General features: G+C 62.8%; 17 protein-coding genes. 13 read left to right on the plus strand and 4 right to left on the minus strand.

Annotated elements, in window-relative coordinates; translation table 11 throughout:
- Positions 1 to 148: 148 nt before the first annotated feature.
- A complete protein-coding gene (locus QRN41_RS13540) occupies positions 149 to 928 on the plus strand; it encodes an acetoin reductase (RefSeq protein WP_040268021.1) in 780 nt (259 codons plus the stop codon).
- 183 nt (positions 929 to 1,111) lie between these two features.
- On the opposite strand, the gene QRN41_RS13545 is transcribed toward QRN41_RS13540, so the two are convergent.
- On the minus strand, positions 1,112 to 2,983 hold the full coding sequence (locus QRN41_RS13545) for a sigma-54-dependent Fis family transcriptional regulator (RefSeq protein ID WP_123479488.1): 1,872 nt from the start codon (positions 2,981 to 2,983) through the stop codon (positions 1,112 to 1,114).
- A gap of 309 nt (positions 2,984 to 3,292) precedes the next feature.
- On the opposite strand from QRN41_RS13545, the gene QRN41_RS13550 reads away from it, so the two are divergent.
- The 4 genes from QRN41_RS13550 to QRN41_RS13565 all read left to right on the plus strand — a co-directional run bounded on the left by QRN41_RS13550 (position 3,293) and on the right by QRN41_RS13565 (position 7,020).
- A complete protein-coding gene (locus tag QRN41_RS13550) occupies positions 3,293 to 4,270 on the plus strand; it encodes a thiamine pyrophosphate-dependent dehydrogenase E1 component subunit alpha (RefSeq protein WP_034113112.1) in 978 nt (325 codons plus the stop codon).
- A 26-nt stretch (positions 4,271 to 4,296) separates the two neighbouring features.
- Positions 4,297 to 5,316, plus strand: coding sequence for an alpha-ketoacid dehydrogenase subunit beta (locus tag QRN41_RS13555; RefSeq protein WP_034096986.1), 1,020 nt, complete (start codon positions 4,297 to 4,299; stop codon positions 5,314 to 5,316).
- Positions 5,313 to 6,413, plus strand: a complete 1,101-nt coding sequence (locus QRN41_RS13560; protein ID WP_047881896.1) for an acetoin dehydrogenase dihydrolipoyllysine-residue acetyltransferase subunit — start codon at positions 5,313 to 5,315, stop codon at positions 6,411 to 6,413. Before QRN41_RS13555 ends, QRN41_RS13560 begins: the two co-directional genes overlap by 4 nt.
- 190 nt (positions 6,414 to 6,603) lie before the next feature.
- Positions 6,604 to 7,020 carry an SRPBCC family protein gene (locus tag QRN41_RS13565; RefSeq protein WP_285421662.1) on the plus strand — a complete coding sequence of 139 codons (417 nt, stop codon included), beginning with the start codon at positions 6,604 to 6,606 and terminating at the stop codon, positions 7,018 to 7,020.
- 54 nt (positions 7,021 to 7,074) lie between these two features.
- On the opposite strand, the gene QRN41_RS13570 is transcribed toward QRN41_RS13565, so the two are convergent.
- Together QRN41_RS13570 and QRN41_RS13575 are read right to left on the minus strand one after the other, a co-directional pair.
- Entirely contained in the window at positions 7,075 to 8,466 is a 1,392-nt protein-coding gene (locus QRN41_RS13570; RefSeq protein WP_034137875.1) for a sensor histidine kinase, read from the minus strand.
- The gene (locus tag QRN41_RS13575) at positions 8,444 to 9,127 is read right to left on the minus strand and encodes a response regulator transcription factor (RefSeq protein WP_034096990.1); all 684 of its coding nucleotides are present in this window, start codon (positions 9,125 to 9,127) and stop codon (positions 8,444 to 8,446) included. Before QRN41_RS13575 ends, QRN41_RS13570 begins: the two co-directional genes overlap by 23 nt.
- A 289-nt stretch (positions 9,128 to 9,416) precedes the next feature.
- Here QRN41_RS13575 and QRN41_RS13580 point away from each other — a divergent pair, with 289 nt between their 5' ends.
- Positions 9,417 to 10,310 carry a hypothetical protein gene (locus QRN41_RS13580; RefSeq protein ID WP_034096991.1) on the plus strand — a complete coding sequence of 298 codons (894 nt, stop codon included), beginning with the start codon at positions 9,417 to 9,419 and terminating at the stop codon, positions 10,308 to 10,310.
- A 222-nt stretch (positions 10,311 to 10,532) separates the two neighbouring features.
- Here QRN41_RS13580 and QRN41_RS13585 read toward each other — a convergent pair whose 3' ends face one another.
- Entirely contained in the window at positions 10,533 to 11,441 is a 909-nt protein-coding gene (locus QRN41_RS13585; RefSeq protein WP_034096994.1) for a MurR/RpiR family transcriptional regulator, read from the minus strand.
- 284 nt (positions 11,442 to 11,725) lie between these two features.
- Between QRN41_RS13585 and QRN41_RS13590 the strand changes: the two genes are divergently transcribed.
- From QRN41_RS13590 to QRN41_RS13620, 7 genes are all read left to right on the plus strand, one after another.
- Positions 11,726 to 13,663, plus strand: coding sequence for a bifunctional 5-dehydro-2-deoxygluconokinase/5-dehydro-2-deoxyphosphogluconate aldolase (locus tag QRN41_RS13590; protein WP_285421663.1), 1,938 nt, complete (start codon positions 11,726 to 11,728; stop codon positions 13,661 to 13,663).
- A gap of 102 nt (positions 13,664 to 13,765) precedes the next feature.
- Positions 13,766 to 14,653, plus strand: a complete 888-nt coding sequence (iolE, locus tag QRN41_RS13595) for a myo-inosose-2 dehydratase (RefSeq protein ID WP_034137880.1) — start codon at positions 13,766 to 13,768, stop codon at positions 14,651 to 14,653.
- A gap of 3 nt (positions 14,654 to 14,656) precedes the next feature.
- A complete protein-coding gene (gene iolB, locus QRN41_RS13600) occupies positions 14,657 to 15,445 on the plus strand; it encodes a 5-deoxy-glucuronate isomerase (protein WP_285421665.1) in 789 nt (262 codons plus the stop codon).
- A gap of 79 nt (positions 15,446 to 15,524) precedes the next feature.
- Entirely contained in the window at positions 15,525 to 17,456 is a 1,932-nt protein-coding gene (gene iolD, locus QRN41_RS13605) for a 3D-(3,5/4)-trihydroxycyclohexane-1,2-dione acylhydrolase (decyclizing) (RefSeq protein WP_123479484.1), read from the plus strand.
- Between the two features lie 19 nt (positions 17,457 to 17,475).
- Entirely contained in the window at positions 17,476 to 18,486 is a 1,011-nt protein-coding gene (gene iolG / locus QRN41_RS13610) for a bifunctional inositol 2-dehydrogenase/D-chiro-inositol 1-dehydrogenase (protein WP_285421666.1), read from the plus strand.
- 74 nt (positions 18,487 to 18,560) lie between these two features.
- The gene (locus QRN41_RS13615) at positions 18,561 to 19,589 is read left to right on the plus strand and encodes a Gfo/Idh/MocA family protein (protein ID WP_034137884.1); all 1,029 of its coding nucleotides are present in this window, start codon (positions 18,561 to 18,563) and stop codon (positions 19,587 to 19,589) included.
- Positions 19,590 to 19,717: 128 nt separating this feature from the next.
- Complete coding sequence (locus QRN41_RS13620) at positions 19,718 to 19,894, plus strand: hypothetical protein (protein WP_167417500.1); 177 nt, start codon at positions 19,718 to 19,720, stop codon at positions 19,892 to 19,894.
- The last annotated feature ends 48 nt before the right edge of the window (positions 19,895 to 19,942 follow it).

A 19,942-nucleotide genomic window follows, 5' to 3' on the forward strand; every position in this document is an offset into this window, starting at 1 on the left:
GGCAGGGGGCGCATAAGCTAGGCATTACGGCTCGGTTTTACAAGTGAGACGTCCCGTCTCAGCTCACTCGCCGCAGCCTTATGGCCTCGACAGCCGCCTGGTGTAGCTGCGATAGACAAGGCTTCTCTCATTCGTGCAGGAGATCGTCATGGGTATCGCTGGAAAAGTTGCGCTGGTCACCGGCGCCGGGCAGGGCATCGGCCGGGCCATTGCCTTGCGCTTGGCTCAGGAGGGCGCCGATATCGCCCTGGTGGACATCAATGGCGCCAAACTCGCCGCCGTGGCCAGCGAAATCACGGCCATCGGGCGCAAGGCATCGGTGTTTATCGCCGATGTGTCCAAGCGCGAACAGGTGGTGGCGGCGGTGGAGCATGCGCACCAGACCCTGGGCGGCTTCGACATCATCGTCAACAACGCCGGGGTGGCGCAGATCGATGCACTGCTGGAGGTGACCCCGGAACAGGTCGAACGCACCTTGGGTATCAACGTGCAGGGCGTGTTGTGGGGCATCCAGGCCGCCGGCAAGAAATTCAAGGCGCTGGGGTGCAAGGGCAAGATCATCAACGCCTGCTCCATCGCCGGTCACGAAGGGTTTGCGCTGCTGGGCGTGTACTCGGCCACCAAGTTCGCCGTGCGTGCGCTGACCCAGGCGGCGGCCAAGGAACTGGCCAGCGCGGGGATCACCGTCAATGCCTACTGCCCGGGCGTCGTGGGCACCGATATGTGGGTCGAGATCGACAAGCGCATGGCCGAGATCACCGGGGCCGAGGTGGGCGCGACCTACAAGCAATACGTGGACGGCATCGCCCTGGGCCGTGCCGAAACCCCGGAGGATGTGGCGGGGCTGGTGGCGTTCCTGGCGGGGCCGGATGCGGACTACATGACGGGGCAGTCGCCCTTGATCGACGGTGGGCTGGTCTACCGCTGATCTCGCAAAGCGTGCGTTGGTGGTGGTTCAATTAGTATTTTTTTCGCTGACCCACCGCCATCGGGGGCAAGCCCCCTCCCACATTGACCTGCGACAGCGAGATCCCACTGTGGGAGGGGGCTTGCCCCCGATAGCTTTCGCTCAGGCAACATGTGTGTCACTGACACGCCGCTATGAGCGTCCTCACTGTGTCAGGGAAGCCTTGCCGGGCATATCGATTCCCAGTTGGTTGACTCGGCGGTACAGGGTCGCTCGGGAAATGCCCAGCGCCTGGGCGGTCGGCGATGGTTTCCAGCGATGCCGGATCAGTGCATCCAGTACCACTTGCCGCTCCGGGCTGGCGCTTTGTTCAGCCGGCGCCGCGACCTGTTCGCCGCGCACTTCCACCGGCAGGTCCGCCAATTGCAGAGTATCGCCGTCGCACACCGCGCAGGCGTAGGCCAATACATGACGCAGCTGGCGCACATTGCCCGGCCAGCCATAGCTCAACAGCACCTCAAGCGCCGCCTGGCTGATGCCCAGCGAGACCGCGCCGCCATGGGATTCCTGGGCCAGCAGACGGTGGATCAGGGCCAGTTTATCGGTGCGATCGCGCAACGGCGGCAGGCTCACACGGGCACAGCCGAGACGAAAGTACAGGTCTTCGCGAAAACGCCCCTCGCTCACCAGTGCCGCCAGGTCGCGGTGACTGGCGCAGATCACCTGGATATCCACCGTACGGGTTTTGGCCGCCCCCAGTGGCGCCACTTCCCCCTCGGCCATCACCCGCAGCAAGCGGGTCTGCAAGGCCAGCGGCATATCGCCGATCTCATCGAGAAACAACGTGCCGCCGTCGGCCTGCACCAAAAGGCCTGGCATGCCCTTGCTGGAGGCGCCGGTAAACGCCCCGGCCACATAGCCGAACAGCTCGCTTTCAATCAGGTTTTCCGGAATCGCCGCGCAGTTCACCGCCACGAACGGGCCCTGGCGTCGCGCGCTGCGCTCATGCAGCTGGCGGGCGAAGACTTCCTTGCCGGCGCCGGTCTCGCCTTGCACCAGCACCGGCAGGTTGCGGTCCTTGACCCGCACGGCCAGGCGCAGATGCTCCTCCACCCGTGGGTCGAGCTGGGTGCTGGGGGCGGTGCGTGGGCGAGGGCGCTGGGGGGTGTTGACCCGCACATGCAGCGCGCCGGGTTCGCCTAGCCAGTTCAACTGCTGGGTGCGTTGGTCGGTCACTGCCCGTAAGGCATCCAGGTCGAACACCTCGCCGATATGCGCCGGCACCTGGCCGAAGCGCCGCCGCAACGCTTGGCGTGCCTTGCTGTTGAGGGCCAGCAGGCGCCCGTCCTGGTCCCAGGCCAGCAACAGGTCGGGCTGGCTGTCCACATAACCGGGGGTGCTGTGGGCTTGCAGCACCCAGTGCTGACGGGCGCTGTGCATGAAGAATGCATTCTCGATGGCCTGGGCGCTCTGGGCCACCATCTGGCGCACCAGGTGCTGACTGCGGCGGTCGTCCGGCGACTGGAGCGCCGAAGCATCCATCACCCCCAGCAGGTTGCCCTGGGGGTCGAAGATCGGCGCGGCGGAGCAGGTCAGGTCGATAAAGGCCGCGCGGAAGTGGTCGCGTTTGTGCACGGTCACCGCTGCCTTGCTGGTCAATACCGTGGCTACGCCGCACGTGCCTTCTTCGGCTTCCGACCAGCAGGTGCCCAGGTACAGGCCGGCTTTGCGGCAATCGTTGCGAATGCGGCTGTCGACGCGGTGGTCGAGGGTCTGGCCTTGGGCGTCGGTGAGCATCACGCAGTAGTCGGCATGGCGCACGCGGTGGTGCAGTTGCCCGACCTCCTCACTGGCGATGCGCATAAACAGCTCGGCGCGCTCGCGACATTCCTTGAGCAAGGGTTCGCTGAGGATGCGTGGCCCTTGCAGTGAGCCGGGGTCGAGGTGGTGTTGTTCCATGGAGCGGCGCCAGGAATCGAAAATCAGCGACGGCACCGGTGCCTGGGGCAGGCGATCGGCATTGCGGACCACGCGACTGACGCAGTCGACGTGTTCTCTGGAGTTCGCGGCGAGCATAAGGCCTCCGGTTCTCACGCGTTGTTGTTATGCCTGCCATTAAGCGCCTGCGCGCGCGGGCGGACAAGGCCGACCTGACCGACTGCCGGCGCTGAGACGCAGCGTCTCATTTGCCCTGAGACAGCGGCGGCGGGCTGCGCGGCAGCGTCTCATTCTGGGTGGGCAGGCTACCCACGTTTAAGGTCACGGCACTGCTCTGGATCAAGGCTTTGCCAGGTTTTTGCCGGTTCTGGCACAGGCTGTGCTGAGTGGCCTGTAGCTGGCCGACGCCAGCCTTTCGTGTGTCGAGACAACCTGGAGAACAACAAGATGTCCACCCACCTGTCCACCGATCAATTGCTGCATGCCTACACCGTGATGCGCACCATCCGTGATTTCGAAGAGCGCCTGCATGTGGAATTCGCCACCGGCGAGATCCCCGGTTTCGTGCATTTGTATGCCGGCCAGGAAGCCAGTGCGGCCGGGGTCATGGCCCATCTCAACGATGACGACTGCATTGCTTCCAACCACCGTGGCCACGGCCATTGCATCGCCAAGGGCGTGGATGTGTTCGGCATGATGGCCGAGATCTACGGCAAAAAAACCGGCGTGTGCGGCGGCAAGGGCGGCTCCATGCACATCGCCGATCAGGAGAAAGGCATGCTCGGCGCCAATGGCATCGTCGGCGCCGGCGCACCGTTGGCTGCGGGTGCGGCGCTGGCCTCCAAGCTCAAGGGCAGCCAGGGCGTGGCCGTGGCGTTTTTTGGTGATGGCGGCTCCAACGAGGGCGCGGTGTTCGAAGCGATGAACCTGGCCTCGATCATGAAACTGCCCTGCCTGTTCGTTGCTGAAAACAACGGCTACGCCGAAGCCACCGGTTCCGGCTGGTCGGTAGCGTGCAAAGACATCGCCGAGCGCGCCGTGGGGTTCGGCATGCCAGGGGTGATCGTCGATGGCAATGATTTCTTCGCCGTTCATGCCGCACTGGGCGTTGCCGTCGAGCGCGCGCGCCGGGGCGAGGGGCCTACCCTGGTGGAGGTCAAGTTGAGCCGTTTCTACGGCCACTTCGAAGGCGATGCCCAGACCTACCGCGGCCCGGATGAAGTGAAAAACCTGCGCGAGACCCAGGATTGCCTGGCGCTGTTCCGCCAGCGTTGCCAGGCCGAAGGCTGGCTGGACGCGGCGCAGTTCGAGCGCATCGATGGCGAAGTCGCGCAGTTGATCGAAGACGCCGTGCGCCTGGCCAAGTCCGATCCCAAGCCCCAGGCGGCCGATCTGCTCAGCGATGTCTACGTCGCCTACCGCTAATAACAACAAGACCCGGAGAGAATTTCATGGCTCGCAAAATCAGCTATCAGCAGGCAATCAACGAAGCCCTGGCCCAGGAAATGCGCCGCGACCAGAGCGTGTTTATCATCGGCCAGGACGTGTCCGGCGGCACCGGTTCGCCCGGCGAGCAGGACGCCTGGGGCGGCGTGCTCGGCGTCACGAAGGGCCTGTACCCAGAGTTTCCCGAGCGCGTGCTGGATGCGCCACTGTCCGAGGTCGGCTACGTGGGCATGGCCGTAGGCGCCGCCACCCGGGGCATGCGCCCGGTGTGCGAATTGATGTTCGTCGACTTTATCGGCTGCTGCCTCGATCAATTGCTCAACCAGGCGGCCAAGTTCCGCTACATGTTCGGCGGCAAGACCACCACGCCCTTGGTGATCCGCGCCATGTACGGCGCCGGCCTGCGCGCCGCCGCCCAGCATTCGCAGATGCTCACCTCGATGTGGACCCACATTCCCGGCCTGAAAGTGGTGTGCCCGGCCACCCCCTATGACGCCAAGGGCATGCTGATCCAGGCGATCCGCGATAACGACCCGGTGATCTTCCTCGAACACAAAATGCTCTACAGCCTGCAAGGCGAAGTGCCCGAAGAGCTGTACACCGTGCCATTCGGCGAGGCCAACTTTGTACGCGAAGGCCGCGACGTCACCCTGGTGACCTACGGGCGCATGGTGCATATCGCCCTGGAAGCCGCCGCCAACCTGGCGCGCCAAGGTATCGATTGCGAAGTGCTGGACCTGCGCACCACCAGCCCCCTGGACGAAGACAGCATCCTGGAAAGCGTGGAGAAAACCGGGCGCCTGGTGGTGATCGACGAGTCCAACCCGCGTTGCTCGATTGCCACCGACATCAGTGCCCTGGTGGCGCAGCGAGCCTTCGCTGCGCTGCGCGCGCCCATCGAAATGGTCACCGCGCCGCACACGCCGGTGCCGTTTTCCGATGCGCTGGAAGACCTGTACATCCCCGACGCCGCCAAGATCGAAGCCGCCGTGCTGAAAATCGCCGACAAGAGGAACGCCGCATGATCCATACCTTGACCATGCCCAAGTGGGGGCTGTCGATGACCGAAGGGCGTATCGATATCTGGCTCAAGCAACCCGGAGACCGGGTGGAGAAGGGCGAGGCCGTGTTGGATGTGGAGACCGACAAGATTTCCAGCAGTGTGGAAGCGCCGTTCAGTGGTGTGTTGCGTCGGGTCTTGGCGCTGAGCGATGAGACCTTGCCGGTGGGCGCCTTGCTCGGTGTGGTGGTGGAAGGGGAGGCCAGCGACGCCGAGATCGACGCGGTGATCGAAGGCTTCCAGGCCGGGTTCGTGTCCAATGCCGCCGAGGCCGAAACGGCGGGGCCGAGCGCGCAGAAAGTCGAGGTGGGCGGGCGTTTGCTGCGTTACCTGGACCTCGGCGAAGGCGGCACGCCGCTGGTGCTGGTGCATGGCTTTGGCGGCGACCTGAACAACTGGCTGTTCAACCAGCCGGCCTTGGCCGCCGAGCGCCGGGTGATCGCCCTGGACCTGCCGGGGCATGGCGAGTCGGGCAAGACCCTGCGCAGCGGCGAGGCAGCTGAATTAAGCGAGGCTGTGCTGGGCTTGCTCGATCATCTACAGCTGGACCGCGTGCATCTGGCCGGCCATTCCATGGGCGGGCTGGTGGCCCTGACCGTTGCCGAGCAGGCACCCGCGCGCGTGGTCTCGTTGACCCTGATCGCCAGTGCCGGCCTGGGTGCCGATATCAATGGCGATTATCTGCAAGGGTTTGCCGACGCTAACAATCGCAACGCCCTCAAGCCGCAGCTGGTGCAACTCTTCAGCGATCCGGCGCTGGTGACGCGGCAGATGCTGGAGGACATGCTCAAGTTCAAACGATTGGAGGGCGTGGATCAGGCGCTGCGCCAGCTCAATGGGGCGCTGTTCGACGGCGGGCGGCAGAAGGTGGATGTGCGCCATGTTGTCGGTCGACAGCCGAGCCTGGTGATCTGGGGCAGCGACGACGCCATTATCCCGGCCAACCATGCCCAAGGCTTGGAGGCCCAGGTGGAAATCCTGCCGGGGCAGGGGCATATGGTGCAGTTGGAGGCGGCGGAGCAGGTTAACCAGTTGATGCTGGCGTTCCTCAAGCGCCATTGAGCTGAGACCTGTGGGCCCTGACCCACTGCAATCGGGGGTAAGCCCCCCCACACAGTCAGTGCTGTGGGAGGGGCTTGCCCCCGATTGCGATGCGTCAGCCACCCCCTTATCCGAGCATTCAGAATGGATGCAATGACGCGCCAGGCGTGGCAGTCTGGGCGACGTTTTCCATGACTTCTGGAGATTGACCGTGCCAACCGCATCCGCAGTAATTGAAATCCCTGTATCGGCCGATCAGGTCTGGCAATTGGTGGGCGGCTTCAACAGCCTGCCGGATTGGTTGCCGCTGATCGCCAAGAGCGAGCCCGGCGAAGGCGGCCGCTTGCGCCATCTGACAACTGCCGACGGTGGCGTCATCGTCGAGCGTTTGCAGACCTTCGACAATGTGGCGCGCACTTACAGCTACACCATCGAGCAGTCGCCGTTTCCGGTGAGTGCGTACCTGGCGACTTTGCAGATTGAAGCCTTGACTGACACGTCATCGAAGGTGACCTGGTCAGGGGTGTTCACCCCGTCGACGGGCACCACGGACGAGGCGGTGGAGGAGCTGTTCGCCGGTGTCTACAAGGGGGGCGTTGAAGCGCTGCGCGCCAACTTCAAGGCCTGATTCGACTGCCAGGGTGGGAGAGGCCGGCTCGCTCCCACCTCGGACCTTACTGACTTATTCGGGCATCAGTTGCTGGCGACATTCCAGGATCAGCCGCGCGCCGCCACGGGCGCTGCTGCCCACCTCCAGCTTGAACCCATGCAGGTTGATGATCGCCGCGACAATCGACAACCCCAGCCCGAACCCCCCGGGCTGGTCGCTTTCCTCCACGCGATAAAAGCGCTGGAACACCGCCGCGCGTTCCGCCGCCGGGATACCCGGCCCCGAATCGTGCACTTCGATGCGGGTGCTACCCGCGTCGTTGAGCCCGCGTAAAATCACTTCGCCGCCCGGCGGGGTGAACTTGATCGAATTGCTCAACAAGTTCGCCACGGCTTCGAACAGCAGGGCGCGGTCGCCGGTGATCCACGGCAGGGATGCTGGGGCGTCCAGCACCAGTTGCAGTTCGCCTTCTTCGGCCAGCGGCAGATAGAAATCGTGCAATTCCCGCAGCAGCGGCAACGGGTCCAGCACCAGAAAGCCTGAGCGGCGCTGGTGGTCTTCCAGTTCCGAAATACGCAACAGCCCGCGAAAACGCGCCATCAGGGTGTCGGTTTCGGCAATCGCGTCATCCAGCTTGACCGCGTAGCCCGAGTCTTGCTCGGCCTCCTGCCGGATGCGATACAGCTGCGCGCGCAGGCGTGTCAGCGGCGTACGCAGGTCGTGGGCAATGTTGTCGCACACGCCCTTGACCTCGTTCATCAACTTCTCGATACGGTCGAGCATGGCGTTGACGATGGCCGCGAGCATGTCCAATTCGTCACGTCGATTGGACAGCGGCAGGCGGTGGGTGAGGTCACCGGCGACGATGGCTTCGGCGCTGGCCTGGATCCCGCGAATGCGTCGCAGCGGGCGGCGGCGCAGCAAGTGCCAGCCGGCGGCACCGGGGATGATGGTCAGCGACAGCGCCCACAGCAGTGCGTGCCAGATGATCCGCGTCACGCCGAACAGCGAACCGTTGGCGCGCACCAGCACCAGCCAGCGGCCGTCTGCGGTGTGGGTGGCCACGGCATCGCAGCTGTCCTTGGGCAATTTCGGGTCGTCGGAATCGACGCAATTGGCCAGGGCGTGGATCTTGCCGTCCAGGGGCAGGTCGGACGGGATCGCGCGGATCGGTCCGTTCAGGGGGCGGAACTGCTCGTCGAACAGGCCATAGGCATCCACGCCTTTCATGTCGAAGGTCATGCTGGTGGTCAGCGCCTCCACCAATTCCTCGCCGTCGAAGCGCTGGAACAGGTGCTGGCGCTGCAGCAGGGAATGGCGCGACAGGTCGCTCAGGTAACCCGATACTTCGTAATACAGCACCCCCATCAGGATGCAGCTCCAGGCCACGAACAGCGAGCTGTACAGCGCCAGCAGGCGGCTGCTGGAGGAGCGCCAGCCTTTAGAGGGGTTCAGCAATGACATAACCGGAACCTCGTACCGTGCGGATCAGCGGCGTGAGGCCCGGTGGGTCGATTTTCTTGCGCAGGCGTCCGATGTGCACATCGATCAGGTTGGTGCCGGGGTCGAAGTGATAGCCCCAGACTTCCTCGAAGATCATCATCCGCGACAGGATCTGCCCGGTGTTGCGCATCAGGAATTCCAGCAGTTTGTATTCGGTGGGCAGCAGAGTCAGCGGCTGATCGGCGCGACTGGCTTCGCGGCTGATCAGGTTCAACTCCAGGTCGGCCACGCGCAAGGCGGTTTCGAACTCCTTGACCGTGCTTTTGCGGCGCAGCAGTACTTCGACGCGGGCGGCCATTTCATCGGAAGCGAACGGCTTGGTCAGGTAGTCATCGCCCCCGGCGCGCAGGCCGCGCACGCGTTCATCGACGTCGGAGAGGGCGCTGATCATCAGGATCGGCGTCGATACTCCAATGGTGCGCAGGGTGGTGACGATGGCCAGGCCATCCAGTTCCGGGAGCATACGGTCCAGGGTGATCAGGTCGTAATCACCACTCACGGCGCGGACCAGGCCTTCGCGGCCGTTGTCCACCCAATCAACCTCCAGTCCATGGCTACTCAGCTCGGCGACAATCTCGCGGGCCGTTACGGCGTCATCCTCGATGGTCAAAATGCGGGTCATAGGCATACCTGGCGAGCGATTCACACTAGAAGTGAGGCATTTTGCCAAGAATTGGCTGAATGCTTCCTAAATAAAACTTCATGTAGGCAAACCGAGCTCCCTCCCATGACGGAATGCAATACGCCCGCCCTGATTGAGCATTTCTTGCAAGTTGCATGGTCTTAGGAAGTTCAACTTATCTAACCTGTTGAAAATAATAGGGTTTTATTTTTCATGCGACTGGCACGGGGCCTGCACTGTCCCTTTTGAGACTTGTAACACTATTTTTCCTGCCGGGAGCAAAACAACAATGATCACACCTTCAACCACGCTGCAAGAATCGAGCGCGCGCTCCGGGGTTTCCTGGGGGGCGATTTTTGCCGGCGCCGCTGCGGCGGCCGCACTCTCATTGATTCTGGTGTTGCTGGGCTTTGGCCTGGGCTTCTCGGCCGTTTCGCCGTGGGCCAATAGCGGCGTCAGCGCCAAGGGACTGGGCATTTCCACAATTGTCTGGCTGGCGTTTACCCAGATCGTCGCGGCAGGGTTGGGCGGTTATATCGCCGGCCGTCTGCGGGTGAAGTGGGCCAATATGCATGGCGATGAGGTGTACTTTCGCGACACCGCCCATGGCTTCCTGGCGTGGGCTGTGGCCACGTTGATCACCGCCACTCTGGTGGTCAGTTCTGTCAGCAGTGTGGTCGGTGGCGGCGTGCAAGCCAGCGCCAGTGTGGCCTCGGGTGCGGTGCAAGCCGCCGGCAGCGCAGCGCAGGGCGTCAAGGGGGATGACTTCGGTTATTACGTCGACAGCCTGTTCCGCGATGACCGCCCAGCCGCCGTCAGCGATGACGCCGCCCATGCCGTTGTAGCGCGCATTTTTGCCCGCACCCTGAGCAATGACGGCCAACTCGCCGCCGAAGACCGTGCCTATCTGGCCCAGTTGATCAGCCAGCGCACCAACCTCAGCCAGGCCGACGCCGAAGCGCGCATCGACAAGGTCTACGGCGACGCCCGTAAAGCCGTCGAAGACGCCAAGCTCAAAGCCAAGCAAGCCGCCGACACCGCCGCCAAAGTCGCTGCCTGGACTGCACTGTGGATGTTCGTCGCGCTGCTGATCGGGGCCTTCTTCGCCAGCTTCGCCGCGACCTTCGGCGGCCGCCGTCGCGATGCCGTGGTGTATGTCGAAACCGAACATTACGTCCGTTAATTCAAGGAGAAAACAATGCGCTCATTACTGCTGTGGTTCCTCGGCGTGCCTATCCCGGTCATCATCCTGATCGCGATCTTCATGCACTAAACCCGGGCCTGGCTCGGCTGGATGTAAAAGGGGGGCTTGCTCCCGATAGCGGTGTAACCGTCGAGATGACCGGCGACTGACGCTGATATCGGGGCAAGCCCCCTTTCACATTCGAGGGGCGCTGTCGGCGCTTCAGTCTTCGAACCCGACCTGCTCGTGAATCTCGTCCACTTTCAATTCCAGGCGGTACGCCACCGCAATGAACAGCGCCTGGCACAGGCACAGCGTGGCGCTCAGTGAGCGGAATGCGAACGAAGAACCCTCGTTTACCAGCAGCACGGCGTTGGCCCGCTTGGCCAGGGGCGAGAGGTTGCTGTCGGTGATGATCAGGGTCTTGGCCTGGTGGTGCTGGGCGATACGCAGGCAGTGCTGGGTTTCTTTGCCGTAGGGCGTGAAGCTGATGGCGATCACCAGGTCATTGGCGCGCACGCTGCGCATCTGCTCGCGGTAGCTGCCGCCCAGGCCGGAGATCAGGTGGATGCGCTTGTTGGTGTGCTGCAGGTTGTAGACCAGGTAGTCGGCCACCGCGAAGGAGCGGCGCACGCCGACCACGTAGATGTTGTCGGCATTGACCACCAGGTCCACGGCTTTTTCGAACATTGCGTCGTCCAGCTCCAGCCCCAGACGCTCGATGCCGGACAGGGTGGCATTCACGCACTCGCGCGCCAGGTCGCCGCCGCTGGCCTTCTGCGACTTGTTGGCGATCATGCTGCGGATGCGCTGCTGGTAATTCTGCACCGGGGTGGTTTTGTGGGTGTAAGCCTCGCGGAACAGCGCCTGCATCTCACTGAACCCGCTGAACCCGAAACGCTGGGAAAAACGCACGATGGCCGAGGGGTGCACTTCGCATTCGCGGGCGATGTCGCTGATACGGTCGACCATGATGCGGTCGCTTTGCTGGCTCATATAGCTGGCGATGCGTTTGAGCTGGCGCGGCAGGCTTTCGTATTCGTCGGTAATCAGCTGCAACAGGCGTTCGGCATTGATCGGAGGGCTGGCGATGGTGTCTTCCAGGGTGGTCTCGGGATCGGTGCGGGACATGGGCAATCCTTCTGGCGTGTTCGTCTGTTGCGCTGATGGGTGGCGTCAGTCTACAGGGTAGGCGCAAAAAAATACCCCGACATCACGGCCGGTGTGGCGTGCTGAAACGATGCACGCCGGCTAGGGGGACCATTATGCCGGGTTATTGGAAAAAATATTCCACTAAAAATAAATATGGAATAAATATTGATTGGTGCCGCTGAACGTTCTAGTCTGCTCCACCAAGAGCGTTTGCCGTCGCCACGGCGGCACAACGCAGGCTGATAAAAATAACAGGAGCCAGCATGGGCCAGACTCGTTTTGCCAGTGGGCGTCAATTGGATCTGATTTGCCTCGGGCGCCTGGGCGTCGACCTCTATGCACAGCAAGTCGGTGCACGGCTTGAGGACGTGTCCAGTTTCGCCAAGTACCTCGGCGGTTCCTCCGCCAATATCGCTTTCGGCACCGCGCGGCTGGGGCTCAAGTCGGCGATGCTCAGCCGCGTGGGCGACGACCATATGGGGCGCTTCCTGGTGGAATCCCTGGCGCGCGAAGGGTGCGATGTCAGCGGCATCAAGGTCGACCCGGAACGCCTCACCGCCTTGGTGTTGCTGGGCCTCAAGGACCGCGAAACCTTCCCCCTGGTGTTCTACCGCGAAAACTGCGCCGACATGGCCCTGCGCGCTGAAGACATCAATGAAGCCTTTATCGCTTCCAGCAAGGCGCTGTTGATCACCGGCACGCATTTCTCCACCGACGGCGTGTACAAGGCCAGCATCCAGGCCCTGGATTACGCGGCCAAACATAACGTCAAACGTGTGCTCGATATCGACTACCGCCCGGTGCTGTGGGGGCTGGCGGGCAAGGCCGACGGCGAAACCCGCTTCGTCGCCGACCGCAATGTCAGCCAGCATGTGCAGAACATCCTGCCGCGCTTCGATCTGATCGTCGGCACCGAAGAAGAGTTTTTGATCGCGGGCGGTAGCGAGGATTTGCTTGCGGCCTTGCACAAGGTGCGCGAGCTGACCCCGGCGACGCTGGTGGTCAAGCTCGGCCCGCAAGGGTGCACGGTGATCCACGGCGCTATCCCGGCGCGCTTGGAAGACGGTGCGATCTACCCCGGGGTGCGGGTGGAAGTGCTCAACGTACTGGGGGCCGGCGATGCCTTTATGTCGGGCTTTCTCAGCGGGTGGCTGAATGACGCCAGCGACGAGCGTTGCAGCCAGTTGGCCAATGCCTGCGGCGGTCTGGTTGTATCGCGCCATGCCTGCGCGCCGGCCATGCCCACGCCGGCGGAGTTGGATTATCTGTTCAGCAGCCCCGTGCCGATCACCCGGCCCGATCAGGACGAGACCCTGCAACGCCTGCACCGGGTGACGGTGCCGCGCAAACAGTGGAAGCAGCTGTTTATCTTCGCCTTCGACCATCGCTGGCAATTGGTGGACCTGGCCCAACGCGGTGGCCAGGACCCCGCGCGCATCAGCGACATCAAGCAGTTGTTTATCCAGGCCGTCGAACGGGTGGAGCGCAAGCTCGCCGAGCAGGGCGTGGAGGCCGATGTGGGCCTGCTCGCCGACCAGCGCTTTGGCCAGGACGCACTCAATGCGGCCAGCGGGCGCGGCTGGTGGATCGCGCGGCCGGTGGAAGTGCAGAACTCGCGGCCGCTGGCCTTCGAGCATGGCAGGTCCATCGGCAGCAACCTGATCGCCTGGCCCCAGGAGCAGATCATCAAGTGCCTGGTGCAGTTTCATCCCGACGATGAGCCCTTGCTGCGCCTGGAGCAGGAAGCACAACTCAAGGCGGTGTACGACGCCTCGGTGGTCAGCGGCCATGAGCTGTTGCTGGAAGTCATTCCGCCCAAGGATCACCCATCCACCTACCCGGATGTGCTCTACCGCAGCCTCAAGCGCCTGTACAACCTGGGTATCTACCCGGCGTGGTGGAAGATCGAGGCGCAGTCCGCCGAAGACTGGAAAAAACTCGATGAGCTGATCCAGGAACGCGACCCGTACTGCCGTGGTGTGGTGCTGCTGGGGCTGAATGCCTCGGCCGAATGCCTGGCGAGCGGGTTCCAGCAGGCCAGTCAGAGCACGACGTGCCGAGGGTTTGCGGTGGGCCGCACGATCTTCCAGGAACCCAGCCGCGCGTGGATGGCGGGGGAGATCGATGATGAGACCCTGATTCAGCAAGTGCAGGCAACCTTCGAACAACTGATCAACGCCTGGCGCAGCGCGCGAACCTGACCACAGCTTTGAATGTGCGCTGCAATTCCAATGTGGGAGGGGGCCAGCTCCCTCCCACAAAAGCAGAACTCAGTGATACCTGAAAATAATAAAGGTGCAGCCATGCCCGCAATCCGAATTGGCATCAACCCGATCTCCTGGAGCAACGACGACCTCCCGGCCCTGGGCGGTGAAACGCCGCTCAGCACCGCGCTGAGCGAAGGCAAGGACATCGGCTACGAAGGTTTCGAACTCAACGGCAAGTTCCCCAAGGACGCCAAAGGCGTCGGCGATGTGCTGCGGCCCTATGACCTGGCGCTGGTGTCGGGGTGGTATTCCAGTCGCCTGGCCCGGCGTTCGGTGGCCGAGGAGATCGAAGCCATCGCCGGCCATGTCGAGCTGCTCAAGCAGAACGGCGCCCATGTGCTGGTGTACGGCGAGGTGGCGGATTCGATCCAGGGCTCGCGCATTCGCCTGATCGAACGCCCGCGTTTCCACAGCGAACAGGCTTGGCAGGACTACGCCGACAAACTCACCGAACTGGCGCGCTTCACCCTGTCCCAGGGCGTGCGCCTGGCGTACCACCACCATATGGGCGCTTACGTCGAATCTCCTGAAGACATCGATCAACTGATGCAGCGCACCGGCCCGGAGGTCGGCCTGCTGTTCGATTCCGGCCATTGCTACATGGGCGGCGGCGAACCCATCGAAGTGCTGCGCAAACACATCGGGCGCATTTGCCATGTGCATTTCAAGGACGTGCGCAAGCCGGTGGTGCAGTTGGCGCGCAACCAGATGTGGAGCTTCCCCGACTGCATCGTCAACGGCACGTTCACCGTGCCCGGCGATGGCGATATCGACTTTGCCGAACTGCTGGATGCATTGATGGCCGCGAAATATGAGGGCTGGCTGGTGGTGGAGGCCGAGCAGGACCCGGCCGTGGCGCCCAGCTATATCTATGCGAAAAAGGGCTACGACACCTTGCGTGCGCTTCTCAACGAGAGGACTTGAGTGATGAGCTTGTTGGTCAAAAGCAGCAAACGCGGACAAACCATGGTTGCCTTGGAAGCAGGGCGGCTGGAGTACGTAGGCTTCTCGGCCTACCGCCTGAGCCTGGGCGAAACCCTGCCGGTCGGCGCCGGTGATAAAGAGCTGTGCCTGGTGCTGCTCAGTGGCCGGGTGAATATTGAAGGCGAAGGCTTCAACTGGCAGAACCTCGGTGATCGCCAGTCGGTGTTCGAGGACAAGTCGCCGTTCGCCGCGTACCTTCCGCCGGGCACCGCCGCCCAGGTCACGGCCTTGAGCGATGTGCAGATTGCCGTGTGCGCCGCCCCCGGCGCGCCGGGTTACGAACCACGCTTGATCCGTCCCGAGGACTGCAAGCGCAGCGTGCGCGGCAAAGGCGCCAACACCCGCTATGTGTGCGACATCCTGCCCGACAGCGCGCCGGCCCAATCGCTGCTGGTGGTGGAGGTGCGCACGCCGTCGGGGCATTCGTCGAGCTACCCGCCGCACAAACACGACACCGACGACCTGCCGCACCAGAGCTTTCTGGAAGAGACCTACTACCACCAGATCAACCCGCCCCAAGGCTTTGTGTTCCAGCGGGTGTACACCGACGATCGCAGCATCGACCAGGCCATGGCCGTGGAAAACAGCGACCTGGTGGTGGTGCCCAAGGGCTATCACCCGGTCAGCGTGCCGTACGGCTACGAGTCCTATTACCTGAACGTGATGGCCGGCCCCAAGCGTGCCTGGCATTTCCATAACGACCCGCAGCACAGTTGGCTGCTGGACCTTTAGACGCTGTTGGCGCGAGCGAGCCCGCTCGCGCATTGGATGACTGTCGATCGACGGATTTGCATTCCTACAAGGTGCGAACATGACCACAACAAGATTGACCATGGCCCAGGCCCTGGTGAAGTTTTTGGACAACCAGTACATCGAAGTCGATGGCGTGCAGAGCAAGTTCGTCGCCGGCGTGTTCACGATTTTCGGCCACGGCAATGTGCTCGGCCTGGGCCAGGCCCTGGAGCAGGACAGCGGTGACCTGGTGGTGCATCAGGGCCGTAACGAGCAGGGCATGGCCCACGCGGCCATCGGTTTCGCCAAGCAGCACCTGCGGCGCAAAGTGTATGCATGCACTGCTTCGGTCGGGCCGGGTGCGGCGAACATGCTCACCGCTGCGGCGACTGCCACGGCCAACCGTATTCCGTTGCTGCTGTTGCCGGGCGATGTGTACGCCAGTCGCCAGCCCGACCCGGTGCTGCAACAGATCGAGCAGTTCCACGACCTGAGCATCAGCACCAACGATGCGTTCCGTTCGGTAAGCAAATACTGGGACCGCATCAACCGTCCCGAACAACTGATGAGCGCCGCGATCCACGCCATGCGCGTGCTCACCGACCCGGCGGAAACCGGCGCGGTGACCCTGGCCTTGCCCCAGGACGTGCAGGCCGAAGCCTGGGACTATCCGGATTACTTCTTGCAAAAACGCGTGCACCGTATCGAGCGTCGCCCAGCCACCGCCGCGATGCTTAGCGATGCGCTGGCGGCCATCCGAGGCAAGCGCAAACCGCTGATCATCTGCGGTGGCGGGGTCAAGTACTCCGGTGCGAATGCGGCGTTGCAAGCGTTCGCAGAGCGCTTCGATATTCCCTTCGCCGAGACGCAAGCGGGCAAGAGTGCGGTGGTGTCCAGCCACCCGCTCAACGTCGGCGGCATCGGCGAAACCGGGTGCCTGGCGGCCAACCTGCTGGCGCCCGAGGCCGATCTGATCATTGGCGTCGGCACGCGCTACACCGACTTCACCACCTCGTCCAAATCGCTGTTCAAGCACCCGGATGTGACGTTTCTCAACCTAAACATCAGCCCCGCCGATGCGTTGAAACTCGATGGCGTGCAGGTGCTGGCCGATGCGCAGGTAGCCCTTCAAGCATTGACCGATGCCCTCGGTGACTACCGCGCAGGTTGGGGCGAGCAGATTGCTGACGCCAAGGCGCAACTGGACGCCGAAGTCGACCGCGTGCATCAAGTGGAGTACCACGGCGATGACTTTGTGCCGGAAGTGGATGACCACCTGGACCGCGCAGTACTGCGGGAATTTATCGAGCTGACCGGCTCGTGCCTGACCCAGAGCCGGGTCCTGGGTGTGCTCAATGAGACGGTGGCCGACGATGCAATTATCGTCGCCGCCGCCGGCAGCCTGCCTGGTGATTTGCAGCGCGCCTGGCGCAGCAAGGGCGTCAACACCTACCACGTCGAATACGGCTACTCGTGCATGGGCTACGAGATCAACGCCGCCCTCGGCGTGAAGCTCGCCGAGCCGAGCAAGGAGGTCTATGCCCTGGTCGGCGACGGCTCCTACATGATGCTGCATTCCGAGCTGGCTACCTCGATTCAGGAGCGGCGCAAGATCAACGTGGTGCTGCTGGACAATATGGCCTTCGGTTGCATCAACAACCTGCAGATCGGCAACGGCATGGACAGTTTCGGCACCGAATTCCGCTACCGCAACCCCGAAACCGGCCAGCTCGACGGCGGCCTGGTGCCGGTGGATTTCGCCATGAGTGCGGCGGCCTATGGCTGCAAGACCTACAAAGTCAGCAGCGTGGAGCAATTACAGGCCGCGCTGGCCGATGCGCGCACGCAAACCGTCTCAACCCTGATCGACATTAAAGTGCTGCCCAAGACCATGGTTCACGGCTACCTGTCCTGGTGGCGGGTGGGGGTGGCGCAGGTCTCCACCAGCGAACGCACGAACGCGGCGGCGAAGAAACTCAACGAGCACCTGGCCAAGGCCCGGCAGTACTAATAACAAGAGGAGCGTGTGTATGTCTTTGAAGCTAGGTGTTATCGGGACCGGCGCCATAGGCCGCGACCATATCCGTCGTTGCAGCCAGACCTTGCTCAATAGCCAAGTAGTGGCGGTGACCGACATCAATCTGGACCAGGCCGCCAAGGTAGTTGCCGACTTGCAGTTGGCCGCCGAGGTGTACCCCGACGGCCATGCGCTGATTAACTCGCCCGAGGTTGAAGCGGTCCTGGTGACCTCCTGGGGGCCGAGTCACGAAGAGTTCGTGCTTGCCGCGATTGCCGCCGGCAAGCCTGTGTTTTGCGAAAAGCCGCTGGCGGTGACCGCGCAAGGCTGCCGCAAGATCGTCGAGGCCGAAGTGGCCCATGGTAAGCGCCTGGTGCAGGTGGGCTTTATGCGCCCGTACGACGAGGGTTATCGCGCCCTTAAAGCCGTGATCGACAGCGGCCAGATCGGTGAGCCCTTGATGCTGCACTGCGCACACCGAAACCCCAGGGTCGGCGAAAACTACAAGACCGACATGGCAATCACCGACACCCTGATTCACGAACTGGATGTGCTGCGCTGGTTGCTCGACGACGACTACGTGTCGGTGCAAGTGGTGTTCCCACGCAAGACCAGCAAGGCCCTGGCCCATTTGCGCGATCCGCAGATCGTGCTGCTGGAAACCGCCAAGGGCACGCGCATCGACGTGGAAGTATTTGTGAACTGCCAATACGGCTACGACATCCAGTGCGAAGTGGTGGGCGAGAGCGGTATCGCCAAATTGCCGGAACCGTCCCAGGTGCAACTGCGTAGCGAGGCGAAGCTGTCCAACGCGATCCTGATGGATTGGAAGGACCGCTTTATCGGTGCCTATGACGTGGAGCTGCAAGCCTTTATTGATAGCGTGCGCGCCGGCAAGGTGGGCGGGCCGTCGGCGTGGGACGGCTATGCGGCGGCGGTGGCGGCGGATGCGTGTATCGAGGCGCAGGGCAGTGGGCAGATCGTCAAGGTCAGCTTGCCGGAGCGCCCACGCTTCTACGGCTGACACTCGGTCAAGGTGGGGAGGGCTTGTTCCTTCCCCCTTTGGATTGGGTTTGTACTTCAATCAAGGAGTCAATCATGCGAATTGGACTAGTTGGCTATGGCCATGGAGGGCGCTTCTTTCATGCGCCGCTGATTGCAACCTTGCCCGGTGCCACGTTTGTCGGCGTGGTCACCCGTTCCCCCGAGCGGCGCCAGCAATTGAACGCGGACCACCCGGGTGTCCAGGCTTTCAACAGCATCGGCCAGATCGTCGAAGCCGGTGTGGATGCCCTGGTGATTTCCACCACGCTTAAAGGTCGCCCGGCACTGGTGCTCGAAGCCATCGAGCACGGTGTGACGGTGGTCAGCGACAAACCCTTTGCCGCCAACGCCGAGCAAGCCCAGGCGCTGATTACCGCGGCTGAGCGCCAGGGTACGCTGCTCAGTGTTTATCAGAACCGCCGCTGGGACTCGGATTACCTGACCCTGCGCAAGCTCATCGATGCCGGCGCCCTGGGCACCATCAGCCGCTTTGAATCGCGGGTGGAACGCTACAGCCCGCAGGCGGTGGGCAACGCCAGCGGTGGCGGTTGGCTGCGGGATTTAGGCAGCCATCTGGTGGACCAGGCGCTGCAACTGTTCGGCCCGGTGGACAGGGTATTCGCGCAATTGCACTACAGCGCCGAACATCCCCATGTCGACCACGGTTTTTTTGTGTCTCTGACCCATGCCAACGGGGTGATTTCCCACCTGTGGGGCAATGCCTTGCAAAACAGCCAGGCGCCGCGCTTTCGCGTCAGTGGCAGCGCCGGCTGTTACACCGTCGAGGGGCTGGACGGCCAGGAAGAAGCACTGATGGCCGGCAAATCGCCGAAAACCGAGGGCGAGCACTGGGGCGCCGAAGAACACCGACGTTGGGGCTGGTTCGAGCAGGGCCCGGAACGTGAACGTGTGCCGTCGGAGAAGGGCTGCTGGACCCAGTTCTATCGTCAGTTGCAAGCCGCCGTGCAAGGCCAGGGACCGCTGCCGGTCAATGCCTATGACGCGTTGGAAACCACCCGTATATTGGACGCCGCACGCCTGAGCGCCGAGCGCCAGCAGGTGGTTTCAACAAAAATAGAATAAAATTCTAATACAGGTTGATATGGAAATTATTTTCCAATAAAGTCTTTTCCAGGTTGCAAAAAGTACGTCGCGGGCTCGATCCGCACGGCTCAACAAAAACAAGATCAAAAACAACCAGGTACCGTCAGATGAAAATCTTCAACGCTGTACTGCGAGTTTTACGCCCCCTCTCTGCGCCGCGCGGTCTGCCCCGCACCCGCCCGTTCTACTTCTCCTTCCTTAATGTGCTGTGTGTCGAAAATAACGACGCGCTGGTGTGCTGCATTCCCGGTGCGCCAGTCGTGCGACTGCCCACCTCGCTCTGAACAACGCAACGTCCAACAAAACCAACAAGAAAGTGGAGACAGACCGTT

The organism is Pseudomonas sp. efr-133-TYG-23 (assembly GCF_030209215.1).
GTDB classification, from domain to species: Bacteria; Pseudomonadota; Gammaproteobacteria; order Pseudomonadales; family Pseudomonadaceae; genus Aquipseudomonas; species Aquipseudomonas rhodesiae.

What these genes read in the sequence shown, in the direction of transcription:
- QRN41_RS13540 (WP_040268021.1), top strand. Translation starts at nt 149, where the DNA reads ATGGGTATCGCTGGAAAAGTTGCGCTGGTCACCGGCGCCGGGCAGGGC.
- QRN41_RS13545 (WP_123479488.1), bottom strand. Translation starts at nt 2,983, where the DNA reads ATGCTCGCCGCGAACTCCAGAGAACACGTCGACTGCGTCAGTCGCGTG.
- QRN41_RS13550 (WP_034113112.1), top strand. Translation starts at nt 3,293, where the DNA reads ATGTCCACCCACCTGTCCACCGATCAATTGCTGCATGCCTACACCGTG.
- QRN41_RS13555 (WP_034096986.1), top strand. Translation starts at nt 4,297, where the DNA reads ATGGCTCGCAAAATCAGCTATCAGCAGGCAATCAACGAAGCCCTGGCC.
- QRN41_RS13560 (WP_047881896.1), top strand. Translation starts at nt 5,313, where the DNA reads ATGATCCATACCTTGACCATGCCCAAGTGGGGGCTGTCGATGACCGAA.
- QRN41_RS13570 (WP_034137875.1), bottom strand. Translation starts at nt 8,466, where the DNA reads ATGTCATTGCTGAACCCCTCTAAAGGCTGGCGCTCCTCCAGCAGCCGC.
- QRN41_RS13575 (WP_034096990.1), bottom strand. Translation starts at nt 9,127, where the DNA reads ATGACCCGCATTTTGACCATCGAGGATGACGCCGTAACGGCCCGCGAG.
- QRN41_RS13580 (WP_034096991.1), top strand. Translation starts at nt 9,417, where the DNA reads ATGATCACACCTTCAACCACGCTGCAAGAATCGAGCGCGCGCTCCGGG.
- QRN41_RS13585 (WP_034096994.1), bottom strand. Translation starts at nt 11,441, where the DNA reads ATGTCCCGCACCGATCCCGAGACCACCCTGGAAGACACCATCGCCAGC.
- QRN41_RS13590 (WP_285421663.1), top strand. Translation starts at nt 11,726, where the DNA reads ATGGGCCAGACTCGTTTTGCCAGTGGGCGTCAATTGGATCTGATTTGC.
- iolE (WP_034137880.1), top strand. Translation starts at nt 13,766, where the DNA reads ATGCCCGCAATCCGAATTGGCATCAACCCGATCTCCTGGAGCAACGAC.
- iolB (WP_285421665.1), top strand. Translation starts at nt 14,657, where the DNA reads ATGAGCTTGTTGGTCAAAAGCAGCAAACGCGGACAAACCATGGTTGCC.
- iolD (WP_123479484.1), top strand. Translation starts at nt 15,525, where the DNA reads ATGACCACAACAAGATTGACCATGGCCCAGGCCCTGGTGAAGTTTTTG.
- iolG (WP_285421666.1), top strand. Translation starts at nt 17,476, where the DNA reads ATGTCTTTGAAGCTAGGTGTTATCGGGACCGGCGCCATAGGCCGCGAC.
- QRN41_RS13615 (WP_034137884.1), top strand. Translation starts at nt 18,561, where the DNA reads ATGCGAATTGGACTAGTTGGCTATGGCCATGGAGGGCGCTTCTTTCAT.
- QRN41_RS13620 (WP_167417500.1), top strand. Translation starts at nt 19,718, where the DNA reads ATGAAAATCTTCAACGCTGTACTGCGAGTTTTACGCCCCCTCTCTGCG.